General features: G+C 64.8%; 13 protein-coding genes. 4 read left to right on the top strand and 9 right to left on the bottom strand.

Annotation, left to right across the window (positions count from 1 at the left end; translation table 11 throughout):
- Nucleotides 1–136 precede the first annotated feature (136 nt).
- From FJ953_RS01635 to FJ953_RS01620, 4 genes are all read right to left on the bottom strand, one after another.
- Nucleotides 137–1,258, bottom strand: coding sequence for a tetratricopeptide repeat protein (locus tag FJ953_RS01635; protein WP_140622910.1), 1,122 nt, complete (start codon nucleotides 1,256–1,258; stop codon nucleotides 137–139).
- Complete coding sequence (locus tag FJ953_RS01630; RefSeq protein ID WP_140622908.1) at nucleotides 1,255–2,163, bottom strand: Ku protein; 909 nt, start codon at nucleotides 2,161–2,163, stop codon at nucleotides 1,255–1,257. Before FJ953_RS01630 ends, FJ953_RS01635 begins: the two co-directional genes overlap by 4 nt.
- 221 nt (nucleotides 2,164–2,384) lie before the next feature.
- Entirely contained in the window at nucleotides 2,385–4,871 is a 2,487-nt protein-coding gene (ligD, locus tag FJ953_RS01625) for a DNA ligase D (RefSeq protein ID WP_140622906.1), read from the bottom strand.
- Nucleotides 4,872–4,991: 120 nt separating this feature from the next.
- Entirely contained in the window at nucleotides 4,992–5,216 is a 225-nt protein-coding gene (locus tag FJ953_RS01620) for a hypothetical protein (protein ID WP_140622904.1), read from the bottom strand.
- A gap of 342 nt (nucleotides 5,217–5,558) precedes the next feature.
- Between FJ953_RS01620 and FJ953_RS01615 the strand changes: the two genes are divergently transcribed.
- Both FJ953_RS01615 and FJ953_RS01610 read left to right on the top strand, forming a co-directional pair.
- Complete coding sequence (locus tag FJ953_RS01615) at nucleotides 5,559–6,824, top strand: NAD(P)/FAD-dependent oxidoreductase (RefSeq protein ID WP_140622902.1); 1,266 nt, start codon at nucleotides 5,559–5,561, stop codon at nucleotides 6,822–6,824.
- A 107-nt stretch (nucleotides 6,825–6,931) separates the two neighbouring features.
- On the top strand, nucleotides 6,932–8,119 hold the full coding sequence (locus tag FJ953_RS01610; protein WP_140622900.1) for an ATP-grasp domain-containing protein: 1,188 nt from the start codon (nucleotides 6,932–6,934) through the stop codon (nucleotides 8,117–8,119).
- 12 nt (nucleotides 8,120–8,131) lie between these two features.
- On the opposite strand, the gene FJ953_RS01605 is transcribed toward FJ953_RS01610, so the two are convergent.
- The 4 genes from FJ953_RS01605 to FJ953_RS01590 form a co-directional block, all read right to left on the bottom strand.
- Nucleotides 8,132–8,950, bottom strand: coding sequence for a class I SAM-dependent methyltransferase (locus FJ953_RS01605; protein WP_140622898.1), 819 nt, complete (start codon nucleotides 8,948–8,950; stop codon nucleotides 8,132–8,134).
- A 22-nt stretch (nucleotides 8,951–8,972) separates the two neighbouring features.
- A complete protein-coding gene (locus tag FJ953_RS01600; RefSeq protein WP_140622896.1) occupies nucleotides 8,973–10,184 on the bottom strand; it encodes a GNAT family N-acetyltransferase in 1,212 nt (403 codons plus the stop codon).
- Between the two features lie 482 nt (nucleotides 10,185–10,666).
- Nucleotides 10,667–11,968: a hypothetical protein gene (locus FJ953_RS01595; protein WP_181174995.1), complete on the bottom strand. Its 1,302-nt coding sequence runs from the start codon at nucleotides 11,966–11,968 to the stop codon at nucleotides 10,667–10,669.
- Nucleotides 11,965–13,134, bottom strand: a complete 1,170-nt coding sequence (locus FJ953_RS01590; protein ID WP_140622894.1) for a glycosyltransferase family 4 protein — start codon at nucleotides 13,132–13,134, stop codon at nucleotides 11,965–11,967. The genes FJ953_RS01595 and FJ953_RS01590 overlap by 4 nt, the downstream gene beginning before the upstream one ends.
- Nucleotides 13,135–13,429: 295 nt before the next feature.
- Here FJ953_RS01590 and FJ953_RS01585 point away from each other — a divergent pair, with 295 nt between their 5' ends.
- On the top strand, nucleotides 13,430–14,590 hold the full coding sequence (locus FJ953_RS01585) for a DUF1972 domain-containing protein (protein ID WP_140622892.1): 1,161 nt from the start codon (nucleotides 13,430–13,432) through the stop codon (nucleotides 14,588–14,590).
- The gene (locus FJ953_RS01580; RefSeq protein ID WP_140622890.1) at nucleotides 14,587–15,846 is read left to right on the top strand and encodes a cellulase family glycosylhydrolase; all 1,260 of its coding nucleotides are present in this window, start codon (nucleotides 14,587–14,589) and stop codon (nucleotides 15,844–15,846) included. The genes FJ953_RS01585 and FJ953_RS01580 overlap by 4 nt, the downstream gene beginning before the upstream one ends.
- A gap of 33 nt (nucleotides 15,847–15,879) precedes the next feature.
- Here FJ953_RS01580 and FJ953_RS01575 read toward each other — a convergent pair whose 3' ends face one another.
- The gene (locus tag FJ953_RS01575; protein WP_140565377.1) at nucleotides 15,880–16,749 is read right to left on the bottom strand and encodes an NmrA/HSCARG family protein; all 870 of its coding nucleotides are present in this window, start codon (nucleotides 16,747–16,749) and stop codon (nucleotides 15,880–15,882) included.
- Nucleotides 16,750–16,770 lie beyond the last annotated feature (21 nt).

Raw genomic sequence — 16,770 nt, 5'->3', positions numbered from 1 at the left:
GGGGTGGTCTCGCGAAGCTCGGCCGGATCACGGGTGTTCCAGGAAACGCAAACGCCTCATTCCGACACGCACCCCTCAACCGTCTCGGCGCTGCGCGCCGATCCACCTTCTCCCAAAACGGGAGAAGGAAAGAGCTTTACCCCGCCGATTTCGCCAGCTGCATGTCCACGAACTGCACGCCCTTGGCCGCAACTCCAGCCCACTCCGACTCCGCGTCGAGCTCCAGATACCGTGCCCACAGCCGCCGCGCTTCCAGCAAATTGCCGGCGTCGAATTCGAGCCGGGCGAGATTGAAAACCGGATCGGCGTAATTGCCGTCGAGCGCGATCGCCTTCCACAAGTGCCTTCGCGCCGACGCCGTCTTGCCCTCCTCGCTCATCAGCCCGGCGAGATTGAACCAGGCCTCGACGAAAGCCGGATCGAGCTTGATCGCGCGGGCATAGTCATGGGCCGCTTCCGCCGGGTGGCCGCCGGCGCGCAGGCAGTTGGCGCGGTTGAAGGCGGCGATCGCGTCGCCTGGATCGATTGCAAGGCAGCGCCGGTAGAGCGCGGCGGCACCATCATGGTCGCCGCCCTCCTCCGCCGCTTCGGCCTCGGCGAACAGCTCTTCCAGCGGATCGTCGTCGGAGGCGCCGAGATCGAACAGCAATTGCCCGTCGAGCTCGCTCTCGCCGCCGTCCAGATAGATCGCATCGGGCCGCCCGGATGCCGAGCCGACCGCGAGCGACTTGGCGGTGAGCGAAGCCACCGGGCCGGAACGATGCACCGAGCGCGCGATGGCGCCCCATGTCGCGCCACCGGCGACCAGCCCGGCATATTTGCGCGCCAGGATCAGGTCGCGGAAGGAATAGGGTTCCGAGTCATATTCGAAGGCATCGAACAGCGACAGGAGATCGAGGTCGGCGCCGGATAGCCGCGACTGATCGATCAGCGATTGCCGCGACAGCGAGGAGGCCTCAGGCGCCTTCATCAGTCCGAGCAGGCGCAGAAAACCGTTCTCGCTGAGCAATGTGCGCCCGGCGCCGCGCTCGGCGGCGACGCGGCGTTCGATGTCGGCATCGCCGGTCTTCGTGAGCCCGGCTTTGACCAGACCGGCCTTGACCAGCAGACCGCGACCGAACACGACATGCGTGGTGCGCCGGATGACACCGCGCCTGAGTTCGCCATGCTGGCGCGCGACCTCGCGCGCCGCCAGCCTGAGCGGAAACGCCGCCAGCGCGCCGATCGTGCCGAATATGGCGCCGGCTGGTGCCGTCACTTCTTGCTCTTGCCGACCGCCTTCAGCAGGTTGGCTTTCAGCGGATTCTCAGCAGCGCCGCCCGCGGCCGCCTTGGCCTTGGCGGCGGGCTTCTCGTCGGCCTTGCTCTTCGACTTGGCCGGCGGCTTCGACTGCGACTGCGACAGGCTCGCCTTCAGCGCATCCATCAAATTGATGACGTTGCCGCGCTCGGGTGCCGCCGCGATGATAGGCTTGTGGCCCTTCAGCTTCTCGCGGATCATGGCCATCAGCGCGATCTCGTAGCGGTCCTCGTAGTTCTTCGGATCGAAGGTGGTTTCCTTCTGCTTGATCAGCGCTTCGGCCAGTTGCAGCATTTCAGGATCCGGGTTGCCCGCAGGGATGTTGCCGAAATATTCAGCCGTGCCGCGCACTTCGTTCGGGTTCCTCAACGTACACACGAACATGCCGTTTTCGCGCGCGCCGATCGTCACCACGCGCTCGCGGCTGGACAGGACCAGCCGGGCGATCGCCAGCTTGCCGGATTTGCGCATGGCTTCGCGCAGCACGGCGAAAGTCTCCTCCGCCATCGCGCCGTCCGGCGCCATGTAATAGGGCGCGTCCTGGTAGATGACGTCGACCTCGTCCTCGTCGACGAAGGCCTCGATGTTCATCGTGTGGTTGGATTCGATGCGCACCGCGTCGAGGTCGCTATCTTCGATGATGATGTACTGCTTGTCCTCGTACTCGTAGCCCTTGACCAGGTCCGAACGCTCGACCAGTCCGAGTTCCGGATCGACCGGCTTCATGTTGATGCGGTTGTGGGTCTTCTTGTGCAACTGGTTGAACGAGATGCGCTCGCTGGCGCTGGTGGCGGGGTATAGCCGCACCGGACAGCTCACCAGACTGAGCTTGAGGTAACCTTTCCAACTTGCCCTGGGCGCCATGATGAACTCCTACGCGGCCATGCACTGCAACTATCGCAGCGCTTTCGTCCGAAGGACGAACAAGGCTGCGTAAATCCTACACCGACCCCGCACCTTACCGGCAAATCCTGACGAAATGTTTTAGGACGCCGGAAGGGCCGCGAGTAGAGAATAATTCAAATTGTCAAAAGCGTCGATGGACTTGGGTTTCCTCGCCCCCGCGAAGCGGGGAGGAAACCAATCTATTTGAACGTAGGCAAATCCCGAGCAAACTCGTCGATCTCAGCCCACGGATCGCCCGACGTTTCCAAGAGTCCCGGCAGCGACGCATAGTTCAGGTCCTGCGGCGCGTCGATTGTCTCCAGATCCGCCCAGCTCACCGGTGTGGAGGCCGGCAGGTTGGTGCGGGCGCGCAGCGAATAGGGTGCGGCGGAGGTGTGGCCGCGCGCGTTGCGGTGATAGTCGATGAAAATGCGCTTCTTGCGGTTGTCCTTGCCCATTGTGGTGGTGAAGGTGTCCGGCGCGCTTGCCGCCAGATGCGTGGAAATAGCGCTGGTCGCCTGGTGCAGCGTCTTCCAGTTCTGCCTGGCCGTCACCGGCACGGTGATATGGATGCCCTTGCCGCCCGAGGTTTTGGCAAAGGGCACCAGCCCCAGTTCCTCCAGTTCGCCCTTGATGTGCACGGCGGCCTCCACCACTTCGCGCCAGGAGATCCCTTCGCCCGGATCGAGATCGAAGACAATCTGGTCGGGCCTGTCGAGGCTGGTGCGATGCGTGCCCCAGGTGTGGAACTCGACCACGCCGAACTGCGCCAGCGCCAGATAGCCCTTCGCGCCCTCGACCGAGAGGTAGGATTTGGTCTCACCCTCGGAATTGGTCGCCTCGAAGGTGGCAACCGAAGGCGGCATGCCGGTGAAGGCATGGCGCTGGAAGAAGCAGTCCTTCGGCAGGCCGGTCGGGCAGCGCACCAGCGACACTGGACGCCCTAGAATATGCGGCAGCATGAAATCCCCGACCAGCGCGTAGTAGACGGCGATGTCGAGCTTGGTGGGCCCGGTCTTGCCGAACAGGCGCCTGGTCGGGTTGGTTACCCAGATCGTGGCGAGGTCAGCCTCCGCGATCAGCCGCTTGCGCTTGGCCGAAACCGGCGTCGAGAGGCCGACATCCCTGAGGCCGCGAAACACCGCATGGCGCAGAGCATTGTCCGCCGTGCGGTTGGCGTAATGGATATGGGCTGAAAACAGCGGCTTCACCCAATGCATCTCGCGCATGATTTCGCGCGGCGCGCCTTCGGGCGCCATGGCGCCTGATGTGAGCGGCTCCAGCCGGGCCAGAAGATCGGCCGCGGTCTCAGCGTCGAAGCCGGTGCCGACCTTGCCGCGATAGTGAAGCTCGCCGTCCTCGAATTCGGCAAGGCCAAGCGCCGCCAGCCCCTCGGCTGCATCCGAAACCGTGTAGCCGGCGATGACGAAATCGCCGGTTTGCAGCGCCTTGGTCTTGGTCCAGCTCTTCGTGCGGCCGCTCTGGTAGGCCGCGGTTGCGCGCTTGGAGACGACGCCTTCCAGGCCAAGCTCCGAGGCCTGGTCGTAAAGCCCCTGCCCGTCGCCGCCCACGTGATCGCTGTACTGGATCGCGGAGTTGGCGCGCAGGCCGGCGAGCAGTTCGGCCAGCAGCGCCTTGCGCCTTTCCAGCGGCGCCTTGCGCAAATCCCAGCCGTCGAGATGCAGGAGATCGAAGGCGTAGAAATGCAGCTTGCTGCCGGCGCCCTCCGCCAGCGCGTCCTGCAGAAGCGCGAAGCGGGAAATGCCCTTGCCGTCGAGCACGACGATCTCGCCGTCGATGATGGCCTCCCGGCACGGCAGCTTGGCGAAGGCATGCGGCAGATCGCCATAACGCTTGGTCCAGTCGATGCCGCCGCGGGTGATCAGCCTGACCTCGCCACCTGTCAGATGCGCCATGGTGCGGTAGCCGTCGAACTTGATCTCGTGCAGCCAGGACTCGCCGGTGCGGTCGCCAGGATCGTCACCGCCCGGCGGTTTCGGCACCTGTGTCGCCAGTTGCGGCTCTATACGGGCGGCGGGCGAGGTCTTGACCGCGCCGGGCAAGGCGCCGGGCTTCAGCGTACCGGGCCTTGGCGCAGCCTTGGCCGGCGGCGGCGCCACCAGCTCCTCGATACGGCGGCCGGATTTCACGCTCTCCGGCCGCTCTTCGAGGATGTCGAGCGTGGGATTGGAAGCGAGATCGCGCTCCTTGAACAGAAGCCAATTCTTCTTGCCCTCCTCTTCGCCGGGCTTCGGCTTCAGCCTGGTCAACATCCAGCCGCCATTGAGCTTTTTCCCGGCCAGCCGGAACTTGAAGGCGCCGGTGCGCAAGCTCTTCTCGACATCGTCCATCGGCGCCCAGCTGCCCGTGTCCCAGACGATCATCGGCCCGCCGCCATACTCGCCTTCGGGAATGACGCCCTCGAAGTCGATATATTCGAGCGGATGGTCCTCGGTCTCGACCGCCAGCCTTTTGTCGGCCGGATTGAGCGAGGGTCCGCGCGGCACCGCCCAGCTCTTCAGCACGCCGCCGACCTCCAGGCGCAGATCGTAGTGGTCCGCCGTGGCATGGTGCTTGTGGACGACGAAGCGGTTGCCCTCCTCGGCGATCAACCCACCCGCCGGTTCCGGCGTCTTCGAGAATTCGCGCTTGGCGCGGTAAGGTTTGAGCTTGGAGGGCGTCGTCATGGCATCGACCGTCGCAAGCCAGCCAATTGCAACAACAGAGCGCCATGCCTGCTCGAACGGTCCGATGCGGCATGTATCAGCGTGACTAGCCGAAACGTCGCTGCCAACCAGTCACCACGCTCAATCGTCGGCCGCCGGCGTCAGTTCGAGCTCAGCGGGCGACAGGCCCTGCCGCAGCTGGCTCAAGCGGAATTCGTCGACCCAGTAGGCCTCGCCATCGACCAGCACGCGCGCCCTATAGGTGCCGCCTGAAAAACTCTGCGCGGTGATGTGGACCTTGTGGCGGTCGAGCGCCTTGCGCACCGCGGCACGCTTGGAGTTCTGGCTGTTCACGGCACTGGACATGCGCTTCGCCCTCGGTCGCCCTGACACGGAACTCGACCGCTCTTCGCGGTCCGGCGACTGGCCCCAAGGATGGCGGAGAGCGGCGCGGGTGTCAATTTCCTCGCCGCGGCGGCTTCCCTGCAAGACGCAAGCATAGCCGACGGCATCGGCTCGATTATGTCCGCGAACCTGTGGGCTGGAACAATATGACATCTTGTTTGGCATATGCGCCGAGGCGGCTCGGCGCTTCTGCTTTCCGCATTGTTAACCTCGGCGCGCCTAGGAATAGGGCGGGCTCCGGCCGCGGCGCCAATGCGTCAGAGCGGCGCGGGGATGGCGCGGCCATCCAGGAGAACAAGGTTCATGACCGCTTCCGTGCGAAGCAATGACTGTGAAGTGGCTGTTGTCGGCGCCGGACCTTTCGGACTTGGCGTCGCCACGGCGCTCAGGGCAGCTGATGTAGACGTGCTTGCCTTTGGCAGCCCGATGGGCTTTTGGCGCGAGAACATGCCTCGGGGCATGCGGCTTCGCTCGCCCTGGCGCGCAACCTTTATCGGCAACCCGAACGGCCCGCTCTCCCTCGATTCCTACGCCAGCGGCCAGCGCGTCCAATTGCGCGAGCCATTACTGCGGCAAGATTTCGTCGACTATGGAATGTGGGTTCAGGCTCAGGCGGTTCCGGATCTCGACACGCGCATGGTGAGCCGTGTCGAACGGACCAATGCGGGATTCCGGCTGATCCTTGCCGACGGCGATGCGGTTCGCGCCGGCCGCGTCGTCGTCGCCATGGGCCTGAAGAACCAGGAACTGGTGCCCGCCGCCTTCACCGGCCTGCCCTCCGAACTGGTCAGCCACACCAGCGCGCACATTGGATTCGAAGCCTTTGCCGGCAAGCATGTCGCCGTTGTCGGACGCGGACAGAGCGCCTGCGAATCCGCCGTCCTGCTGAGAAAGGCGGGAGCCGACGTCGAACTCGTCTGCCGGGGCGACATCCATTGGCTGGGCGCGCCGTCCAGCAGCCGGGGCCGCAATGTGCTCGGCGCCGCCGAGGAACTCCTGGCGTCGCCCTCGCGCGTCGGCCCGTTCCCGCTGTCCTGGCTGATCGAGGCGCCGGGTCTCGTGCATGGTTTGCCGGCGGCGGCGCGACGCTGGGTCAATGCGCGTGGCCTCAGGGCCGGCGCGTCGGGCTGGCTGCTGCCGGACTTCGGCGGCATCAAGGTCAAGGCCGGCCGCGTGATCGTCGGCGCCTCCGCCAGCAACTCCGGACTAGACTTGCGGTTCGAGAACGGCTCGACCGCTTACGATCACGTCCTTCTCGCGACCGGCTATCGCATAGACATCGGCAAGCTCGGGCTCTTCGCCCCCGATTTCCTCGATGCGATAGCCTGCCGTGACGGATCGCCTGTCCTTTCCACGGGACTGGAATCGAACATTCCCGGCCTGCATTTTGTCGGCGCCAGCGCGGTCGCGAGTTTTGGCCCGTTGATGCGTTTCACCGCCGCCACCCCGTATGCGGCGCAGGCCGTCACCCGTTTCATACGCACTGCCAGAAGCAAGGGGCAGAACGCACGGCGCTCCACCATGAGACTGGGCGAAGCCTCGGTTCCCGCCGGCCCGAAGCCGCGTTGAGCGTCGCCGGCCCCGCCATGTATCAGCGCGATCAGGCGGGGCTCTCGCCTGTCAAAGCGGAAGAGCTGGGCAACCGGCCGTGCCGGACAGCATGTGAGGATGTAGGCTTGGCGACGTCAGGCGCAGTGTTTCTTGGGGGCGCGCACGGCACGCTTGCCCTGGCGCGCAGCCTCGGCGCGCAAAAAGTGCCCCTCACCTACATCACCAATGATTCGCCGCTGCCGGGCTGGTCGCGATTTGTCGGAGCCACCATCCGCTGGCCCGGCCCAAACGATGAGCGGGCGCTGCCGTTTCTGCTGGAAGCGGCGCGTAAACACCGGCTGGAGGGATGCCTCATGATCCCGGCCGCCGATCCAGAGGTTCGCCTGGTCTCGGAAAACCTCGCCGCCCTGTCGGCGATCTATAAGATCTTGCTGCCTTCCTGGGATGCGTTGCAGTGGGTCTGCGACAAGCCGTTCCTCTACAGGCGGGCAACCGAGTTGCGGCTGTCCATTCCAAGGACCTATGATATCGCATCCATGGCGCAGGCCTCATCCCTGGACATGGTTTTTCCGGTCGTTCTCAAGCCTCACATGGGCGGCGGCAACACCCGCATCGCCAGGGCCAAGGTCGTCCAGGCCGACGACAGGGCCTCGTTTCTTGCCGCCTATCGCGGCGCGGCCGAACAGATCGGCGGCCAAAACGTCGTCGTGCAGGAGCGCGTGCCGGGCGGGGGAGAAAGCCAATTCTCTTACGCCGCGCTCTGGAACGAGGGCAAGCCGATCGCGGAGTTCACCGCGCGCCGCTCGCGGCAGTATCCGGTCGACTTCGGCTATACCAGCACCTTCGTCGAGATCGTCGACGAGCCCCGCGCCGTCGCTGCCGCGCGCACATTGCTGTCGTCGATCGGCCATAGCGGCCTGGTCGAGGTCGAATTCAAGCACGATTGTCGCGACGGCACGCTCAAGCTTCTCGACGTTAATCCGCGCCCTTGGTCCTGGTTCGGACTTTGCGCGCCCGCCGGCGTCGACCTGGGCGCGATGCTGTGGGAAACAGTGAACGGCCGGGCCACCGCAGCCGCTACCGCTCGCCCGGGAACGGCATGGATGTATCTGGCCCGCGACGTTGTTTCATCCGTGACGCTGATGTGGCGCGGCAGCCTCGGCATCGCGGCCTATCTCAACTCGTTCGCGACGGTTCGATCCTGGGCGGCGTTCGCCTCAAACGATCTGCTGCCGGGGCTGATCGAACTGCCGCTGACGGCATGGCGGGTGCTGACGAGACGGCTGCTGAACCCGGCCGGCCGCCGGCGCTGACAAGATCGCCCTTTATGATGGCCGGTAGTCGAAGATCGCGTAATCGATGGTCCGCACCGCGTCGAGGAAACGCGGCATGGGCGGCGTCACGCGTTGCTGGAAAGACCCGGCATCGTGGATGGCGGGCTTCGCCCATTCGATGGCCCTGTGGCTCGAACTGCCGTAAACGACGAGGCAGGGCCGCGGGTGCCTTTCCAGCGACGACATGAGATTGCCCAGCACGATTTCGAACACGTCCCTGGAAAAGGGATTGTAGAAATAGACCAGCAGCGGCGTCGGCGGGAACTCATACGTCGCGGCATCCGCTTCGATGACTGCAATCTCGCGGCATTTCTGGGTCGGGCTCTTGTATCGCTCGATGTTGCGCCGGGCGATTGCGACGAGCTCCCGCGCGAACTCCACACCGACAATCGCGGCGAACGGGTAGTGCGACGCCAACAGGAGCGTGCGCGACTTGCCCGAACCGATATCGATGAAGGTGTAGTCTGCGAGATCGTCCGTCAGCCTGTCCATGATGAAGGCGAAGGATCTAGGCGACGTGCAGACGCATTCATTGCCCTGGTCCCGGTGCGGTCCGACGACATCGAGCGCGTCGAGCCGGATCGAACCCGCCGTATCGACGCCATTGTCGCGATCCCACCGGCGCGCCAGCCGGTCGGCAACGAGATGGCGGATGTTGCGTGCGACGAAGCGGCCGCTGTCACCAAGGCCATGCCGCCGCACGAGCAGGAACGGTTCGAGAATTCCTCGCTGCCGGACGAACCGCAGCGCCCTTGCGATGCGTCCCCTCGAGCGGTCCTGCAAATTGATGCTGTGCGTTTCACGGTTCATTGCGGATCGGCTCGGTTGCCTGTCAGCGCAAGCGGCGCAGGCCGCGCACCAGGCCTTGGCCGGCCTTGAGCAGCCGCGGTTTGGAGCGAATGAAAAGCTCGATCCGGCAGCGCAGCGAAATATAGGCGGTGGCGCCCCATCCCCGCAGCGTCATCGACTGGCACAGTTCGGCCAGGACCGAACTGGTGGCGCCGATATGCTCCTTATAGCCCTGGCTGCCAACCGAAAGGTCGAAATAGTCGAACCCTTGCCCGCGCCCCCACATCATCAGCTTGCCAAATGTAGTCAGTCCCGGCGGGGCAACGGCATTCTGGTCGATCCCGAGCAACAGGGTATGGAGCGTGCCTTTCCTGACCAGTACATAGATGACGGCGAGCCAGGCTTCCCCTCCGCGTAGTCCGAAGATGCGCACCGAGCCGTCGGCCAGGCCATGCAGCGCGGCATCTCGGTAGAAGTCGACGACGGGTTCCTGCGTCAAAAGGTCGAAACGGCCGAGCTCGCGAAACCGCTTCAGTCGCAGTTCAAGGAGCGTGTCAAAGAGCGTTTCCGTAAGCGCCGGCGTGTCGGCCTCGACCAGGCTCAGGCCACCGAGCTTTTCGAGGCGGCGGCAATGCTTGTGAAAGCTCTTGGCGAAGGAGGGCCTGCAGATGCGCTTGATGAGCGTTTCCGGTTCGCCGTGCAGGACAAGGCCGGAGGTGATCTGGAGGGAATCGTGCGCCGCCGAAAGCAGCGCCAAAGGATTGGCGACTCGTTGGATCTGTTGCGGGATTCCCAAGATATGGATGCGATCCGCCGGTGGCAGCACGGCGCGGACTGCCGCCCATGCGGCGTCGGCGCCTTGCCTGGTCCATGCCCTGTCATCCGCCAGCAGCGGTGCCGAATAATCGCAGACGCCGCAGCTCAGCCATTCGATCACGGAGTGGCCCAGCGCCCGGCGCCGCATCAGCGGCAAAAGCATGACCGGCGCGCCCGTGGCGGCGTCGTTGACCTCGACGACAAGCAGTTCCGCGCCTTTGGGCATCAGCCGTTTGGCGATCCCCTCGACCCAAGCATAATGCTGATGCGCGGTGCACACGCCATCGGCCTGAAATCGCAGCCAGAGCGGCTTTACAGCGTCGAGGCTGGTGTGCAGCCGGGCTTTGAAGCACGCGGCTGTACCGGCGCTGGCGGCAGTCGGGGACAATAGCCCGTCGGATAGATCCGTGTTGGGAGCCGTTCCCGTGGCTTGCCACATGCTTCTCCTGTCCTCCCGGCCGGCCATAAACATCGTCCACGCAAGCAGTGTAAATCCCGCCAACTCAGGACCGCCTCGGGCAGCCGTGCGTTGGAGCGCACGAAAGCCATGGTTGCGGACCAATGGCAGCGCTTGCGATACCCCCCGCATCGTAAACCACGGCAAAGTTCGGTCAGGACCAGACCTTTGGCGCCCATTATGTTCGTTGCTTTCGCCTACCGGCCGATGGCCGAACTAGTCGAACCTTTGCCCGCGTGCCCAGCTCGTCGACCTGCCATGAGGCCCGGTGAGACGTTGGGCACTTGCGCTCAGGTCGATCGCTAGCATCAAAGCATGAACGGTGCGTTGATGGACACTCAGAAATTGCACCGATCGGTCGTGCCACGTCGGGGCCATTCGTGAGACCACGCCGACGACAAACGGGGCCTTCCCGCCGCGTGCGTCCGTTACACCCTCACTGCCTCGCCTGCCACCGGTCTCTGCTACCGTTTTACCGGGGCGAACGGGGCCGACCGCCGCCACCCGCCCAACCAGCTGTCGCGCTGCTGGTCCGGGTGCTCGATGTTCCATATGCGGTGACGTGCGAAATACCATGACGCCGCAAGGACGAAGATTTCGGAGACCGCGGAACCCAACAGCGACCACGGCGGAGGCGCGATTGCCAGCAGGATTGCGATCAGCGTCAGCCCGATTATTGCGCCACCGGTCGTGATGAACGCGACGGTCCGGAAATCACCGAGGACCTCAAGGATGATGCGAGGCATGACATAAAGCATGACCGGAATGAAATTCGCGATCACGAAAAGTCCGATGAATCCGACCGAGGCATCCTGGAGGGCCTGGGATTTTATCATCGGCAGGACGAATAGGATGGCACATCCATAGACGAGGCCACCGATCCCCATGACCAGCGACCAGATCTTCGCTTGCGCCCAGACACGGCTTGTTTCGTTGTTACGCATCAGCTTCGCCAGCTCCGGCTGCGTCATGTTGAAGAGAGCAAGGCTGATGATGCGCAGTGGAGCAAACAGCACGAGGACCGCCGCCAGCGGCGCGTAAGCGGCGGGTCCGGCAATGCCCGCGACCAGCAGGGCCAGGCATTGACCCTGGATGTTTGTGGTGGTCGCGCTGAACGCCGACCAGCGCAGCTGCGGCCAGAGCCTTGTATAGCGGCGGCGCGTCGGCATGCGGAAGCTGATGCGAGGTGTGCGGCGCGCCAGCCGAACCAGGACGACGATGCCGAGCAGATTTGCGGCCGCAAGCGCATAAAACACGGTTTGCAGCGCGTCCTTCGCCAACCACATGGTCAGTCCGGTCAGGATGATGCCGGTAATCGTGAAAGCGGCGTCGCTGATGGAGACGATCACCTGCTGGCGCCGAGCGAACAGTGCCGTGCGCATGTGGCTGCGCAGCGACCATGCGCCGACGAAGCAGCCGGCGGCGATGCCGCTCGGATCGCCCAGGAGATGCATCAGGATCGCCGTGCTGCCCGCCATCAGCAGCGACACCACAAGCGCCGCTGTTCCGAAGGCCACGTCATGGGCATCGACGCCGGCGCTGTTGGTGCTCTTGCCCATCCATATCGAGGCGGGGACGGCGGTGAGCGATCGGATGTACGACAGGCCGACGCCGCCCATCACCATGCCGATGGCGAAGAGACCGTAACCTTGCGCCGACAGCATGTGCAGCAGCGCGATGTTGAGGGCAAAGTGAAAGCCGCTCTGCATCGCCTCGCCGCCGACCATCAGCACGAGGCGTCGCACCAGATGGACCGGGAATTTCACGGCCGGGTCTCGGCCTGGCGGGCGGTTGCCGGCCTGCCCGGCCTCGCCATCGTCACTTTCAGCTTGTCGGCGGCGATCGCCGCGATCGCGGCCGCTGCGACCGGTTCGCTGAAGACTGTCTCGTAGCGCGCGCGGCCGGCAGCAACAAAACCGCGCCAGGCCTCGGGCCGCAGGATGATGGCCTGCAATTTCGCGGCAAGGGCGGCGGCGTTGTTCGGCGGAACATGCCAGCCGGTCTCCCCGTCGCTGACCACCTCGACCAGCCCGCCGATCGCCGATACCAGTGGCGGCCGACCATAGGCCATCGCCTCGATAGCGACGCGGCCCAGCGATTCCGGGCGCCGCGACGGAACGGTGACGATGTCGGCCCAGTGGTAGTGTTGCGAGGGGTCCGGTATGAACGGCAGCACGCTGACGCGATCGGCCAATCCCATGGTGTTCACCAGCTCGGCCAAGGCCAGTTCGCGCTCGGTGCTTTCGAAAGCGCCGCCCACCAGCCGCACTTCGATGCGCGAGCGCAATTCCGGCGGCATCGAGGCGACCGCCTCGAGCAGCACCTCCTGGCCCTTGATCCTGTTGATGCGGCCGAGCAGCAGCACCCGCAACGGCCGGCTGCCGTCATAGTGCATCGGCTCGACCGCAGGCGGGCCGGCAACGCCATTATAGACCACATGCGTGCGTGAACGTCCGGCAATGCCGAAAGCGGCGCGCGTGGCGCGTGAATTGAAGATCAGGTCGGCATGGCTCCAGCGCATCAAGGCGACCAGGATCGTGCGCATGAAACCTTCGGGGATCTCGTGGATATGCAGGACAGCCTTGTGAGGCAGCAGGCGGGCGGCCAGCGCATAGTCGGCCACGATCGAGGTGTTGACATAGACCAGATCGCATTGCCTCAGACGTCGCCATGCCCGCCATAGGGCCAGCGGCAGGCGCGCCATCTCGACGGTCGCGAGGCGCAGGATGGCTTGGCGCCGCAACACCCAGAGCGGCTCGAAGACGATCCGGCTGGCATGCGGTTCGAGGATCTGCACGATCGGCCCGCTGCGCGGTAGCACGACTTCGATGTCGGCGGACGGAAACGCGGCGCGCAGGGCTGCGACGCTTTCCGCGAAGCTTCGGTCGGAGCCATAGAGTTCGTAGCCCTGATGAACGCAGGCAATCCGCATCTTAATATCCCGCCAGGTTCATACCCCATCCAGCATCGCGCGAGGCGGATGGCTGCCGAAGTCCAGGAGCAAGAATCATGCCCGGTCCGCTTTCCCAGGCCGTTTGGCCGAGGAAACCCCGGCAACGCCTCGTTCCGGTACAGATACGCCCGGAAAGTTGACCGATAATGAAACAACTCCGGCGTTTGGTAAGAATTTTTTACGACGTTCTGCGACAGTTGCTCCCACTCTTGCCCGGCTGGAAGTCGCAGGGTGGGTTCTGGTGCAATGAACATTCCGGAAAGTCCCGTCGGCCATGACATCAAAGCCCTCCATCCTGATCCTGGGAACGCGCGGCATACCCGCGGCCCATGGCGGTTTTGAAACCTTCGCCGAGAAGCTGGCGCTTTTCCTCGCCGGACGCGGCTGGAGGGTCGGCGTTTACTGCCAGGACGAAGTCGAGCGTGTCGAGCACAGGGCGCGCAGCGAAACCTGGCGCGGCATCGAACTCATCCACATCCAGGTCGCCTCGAAAGGTCCGCGCGCGACGCTGGAATTCGACTGGCAATGCGTGCGCGATGCCGTGCGGCGGCCCGGCGTGTGCCTCGTGCTGGGTTACAATGGCGCGCTTTTCCTGACCTGGCTCAGGCTGATGCGGCGCAAGATCATGACCAACATGGACGGCATCGAATGGCGCCGCCCCAAATGGGGCCTGGCGGCGCGAAGCTGGTTCTGGCTCAACGAATGGATCGGCGCCTGGACCTCGCATCGCCTCGTCGCCGATCATCCTGTCATCGCCGATCATTTGGCGACACGCCGGCCGCGCAGCGCGATCGTCACCATCCCCTATGGCGGCGATCCGGTGACGACGGCGCCGGAGGCACCGGTCAGGGCGCTCGGGCTCGAACCTGGAAAGTACCTGATCTCGATCGCACGCATCGAGCCCGACAACAACATCCTGCCGATCGTCGAGGCCTTTTGCAGCAAAAAGCGCGACATGAAGCTGGTGGTGCTTGGAACGCTCTCGGATGAAATCCCCTATCACGCCGCCATCCGCAAGGCCGCGAACGGCTCGGTGGTCCTGCCCGGGGCCATCTATGACCAGGCGACCGTGAAGGCGCTGCGGTACCACGCGCGCGCCTATACGCATGGCCACACGGTCGGCGGCACCAACCCGTCATTGGTCGAGGCGCTGGCGGCCGGCAACATGGTGATCGCCCACGACAATCCCTACAACAGGTGGACCGCGGGCGCCGCCGCCCTCTATTTCACCGATACCGGCACTTGCGCCGGCCGGATCGATCGGGCCATCGAAGACGACGCCCTGGTCGAGAGTTGCGGTGAGGCCGCCAGGGCGCGCGCCCGCGAAGCCTTCCGCTGGGAAGACGTGCTGCTGGCCTATGAGAATGAAGCCTTCCGGCTGCTCGGCGTCGTCGCCGGCGAGGCCGTTCCGGTCGACCATCCCTCGCACGCATGACGACGTGGTCGCGCCGGCGGGTTCTCGGAGCGGCGCTGTCCACGGCGGCGTTGTTCGCGCCGCTTTCTCCCGTGTCGTCCAGCCTGGCCGCCACCGGCGAATGGCGCTTCCGGCGCGGCGTCAACGCCTTCCCCTGGTTTTCGCTGACGCGCGAATTCCCCGCACCCCGTACCGACTACGACTGGCCTCCATTCCAGCAGCGGCCGGTCCCGACGGCGGCCGATCTGCGCAGGCTGCGCGCGACGGGTCTCGATTTCATCCGCCTGCCGGTCGATCCCGGCCCGTTCCTGGCCGGCGATGCCGGCACGCGCGGCCGTTTGCTGGCGATGCTCGATCGGGCCGTCACCGCCGCCCTCGACGCCGACCTCGGCATCATCGTCAACGTGCAGGCCAATAGCGCGACCCACTATTGGAATCCGGACCGCATGGTCTCCAGCACTGCCGCGCCCGCCTTCGATCTCTATCGGACGCTGATCGGCGAGCTTGCCGGCCGGCTGGCGCGGTTTCCATCGGGCAAGGTCGCGCTGGAGCCGGTCAACGAGCCGCAGCAATCCTGCGAGTCCAACGTCTGGTCGCAGGTCCAGTTCGCGCTCCTGACCGAAGCCAGGGCATCGTCCGTTACCCTGCCGCTGGTCGTGACCGGTGGCTGCGGCTCCATGGTGAGCGGGCTGACCGCGCTCGATCCGGCGCCGCTCTCGCCCTTCGAACCGATCCTGTTCACCTTCCACTTCTACGAGCCCTACCTGTTCAGCCACCAGGGCGCGCCGTGGATGAGCGAACCCGTCTACCGTTCGCTCAACAACGTGCCGTGGCCCGCCTCGGCCGGTTCGCTCGAGGCGACGCTGACTTCGGTGCGGGCGCGCATGGCCGAGGACGCCGAAATCTCCGAAGCGGACAAGAAAGCCGCCTACGCGGAAACCGAGCGCGTGCTGAAGGTCTATTTTGACGCCCAGCCCGGCCGCTGGTTCATCGACAAATACCTTAGCCAGGCGCGCGATTGGGCGGATAGCCATGACATCGCGCCCGAACGCATCATCATGGGCGAGTTCGGCGCGCTGCGCACCGACGCCCGCTATGTCGCCGCGCCCGATCCCGACCGCGCCCGCTACATCGCCGACGTCAGGCAAAGCGCAGAGTCGTTCGGCTTTGCCTGGGCCTTCTGGGCCCTCTTCGACGGCATGGGCATGATGGACGACACCACGCGCGCCCTGGACCCGGCGATGATCGAGGCGCTTGGGCTGGAGATGCCGGGCTAGACGGCCTATCCCCGTTGCTTGTCCTTGCTTCCGTCAAGCGGAGGCAGCGATCGCCGAGGCGAAGTCGCGATATGGGCGCAGTGGGCGTCCGAGCAAGGCAGTCAGGCGCTCGACGTCGCCGGCCTCAGGCAGCATCCCGTTGGTCAAGAACCGCTCGCCCATCAGGCGCATGTCGTAGGCCATCCAGGCGGGCAAGAGTTGCTTGAGATTTTGCTCGAAGCCTTCGGTATTGTCGCCGCCGTAGTTGATCGGGCGGCCAAGCACCTCTGACCAGATTGCGGCGATATCCGTCCCGGTCAGTGTCTCCGGGCCGACGAGGTTGATCCGGTCGAGCACAAGCGGCTCCGCAGACTGTTCGCGGCGCAGCAGCTCGAGGGCGGCGATCTCGGCGATATCACGCACGTCGATCATGGCGAGCCCTTTGGCGCCGATCGGCATTGGGTAGGTGCCGTAGCCGGTGATGACGTCTTCGATCATCAGATCGTTCTGGATGAAGTAGGCCGGGCGCAAGATCGTAGCCTTGAAGTCCATCTCCTCGATCATCCGCTCGACGCCGAACTTGCCCGCGAAATGGGGTACGTTCACATAGACGTCAGCGTGGACCACAGACAGATAGACGATCCGCTCGATGCCGGCAGATCGGGCGACGTTGAGCGCGACCAAAGCTTGGGTGAATTCGTCCGGTACCACGGCGTTCAAGAGGAACAGAGTGGAGATTCCGGACATGGCTTTCCGCAGCGAATCGACATCGAGAAAATCGCCTTGCACGACGGAGACACCTGCCGGGAAGTTGGCTTTCGACGGATCGCGGACGAGAGCACGCACATCGGCGTCGCGCTTGACGAGATGTTCGACGACTTGGCGCCCAATATTGCCCGTGGCGCCGGTAACGAGAATGGTCATGAAATTTCTCCTGTTGGATTG

This window comes from Mesorhizobium sp. B2-3-6 (assembly GCF_006442305.1).
Taxonomy (GTDB): Bacteria; Pseudomonadota; Alphaproteobacteria; order Rhizobiales; family Rhizobiaceae; genus Mesorhizobium.
The sequence above is the reverse complement of the archived record's forward strand: the minus strand, read 5'-3'. Positions and strand labels throughout refer to the sequence as shown.

Coding starts and splice junctions, on each gene's coding strand:
- FJ953_RS01580 (WP_140622890.1), top strand. CDS start 14,587: ATGACGACGTGGTCGCGCCGGCGGGTTCTCGGAGCGGCGCTGTCCACG.
- FJ953_RS01590 (WP_140622894.1), bottom strand. CDS start 13,134: ATGCGGATTGCCTGCGTTCATCAGGGCTACGAACTCTATGGCTCCGAC.
- ligD (WP_140622906.1), bottom strand. CDS start 4,871: ATGACGACGCCCTCCAAGCTCAAACCTTACCGCGCCAAGCGCGAATTC.
- FJ953_RS01620 (WP_140622904.1), bottom strand. CDS start 5,216: ATGTCCAGTGCCGTGAACAGCCAGAACTCCAAGCGTGCCGCGGTGCGC.
- FJ953_RS01630 (WP_140622908.1), bottom strand. CDS start 2,163: ATGGCGCCCAGGGCAAGTTGGAAAGGTTACCTCAAGCTCAGTCTGGTG.
- FJ953_RS01615 (WP_140622902.1), top strand. CDS start 5,559: ATGACCGCTTCCGTGCGAAGCAATGACTGTGAAGTGGCTGTTGTCGGC.
- FJ953_RS01575 (WP_140565377.1), bottom strand. CDS start 16,749: ATGACCATTCTCGTTACCGGCGCCACGGGCAATATTGGGCGCCAAGTC.
- FJ953_RS01600 (WP_140622896.1), bottom strand. CDS start 10,184: ATGTGGCAAGCCACGGGAACGGCTCCCAACACGGATCTATCCGACGGG.
- FJ953_RS01585 (WP_140622892.1), top strand. CDS start 13,430: ATGACATCAAAGCCCTCCATCCTGATCCTGGGAACGCGCGGCATACCC.
- FJ953_RS01605 (WP_140622898.1), bottom strand. CDS start 8,950: ATGAACCGTGAAACGCACAGCATCAATTTGCAGGACCGCTCGAGGGGA.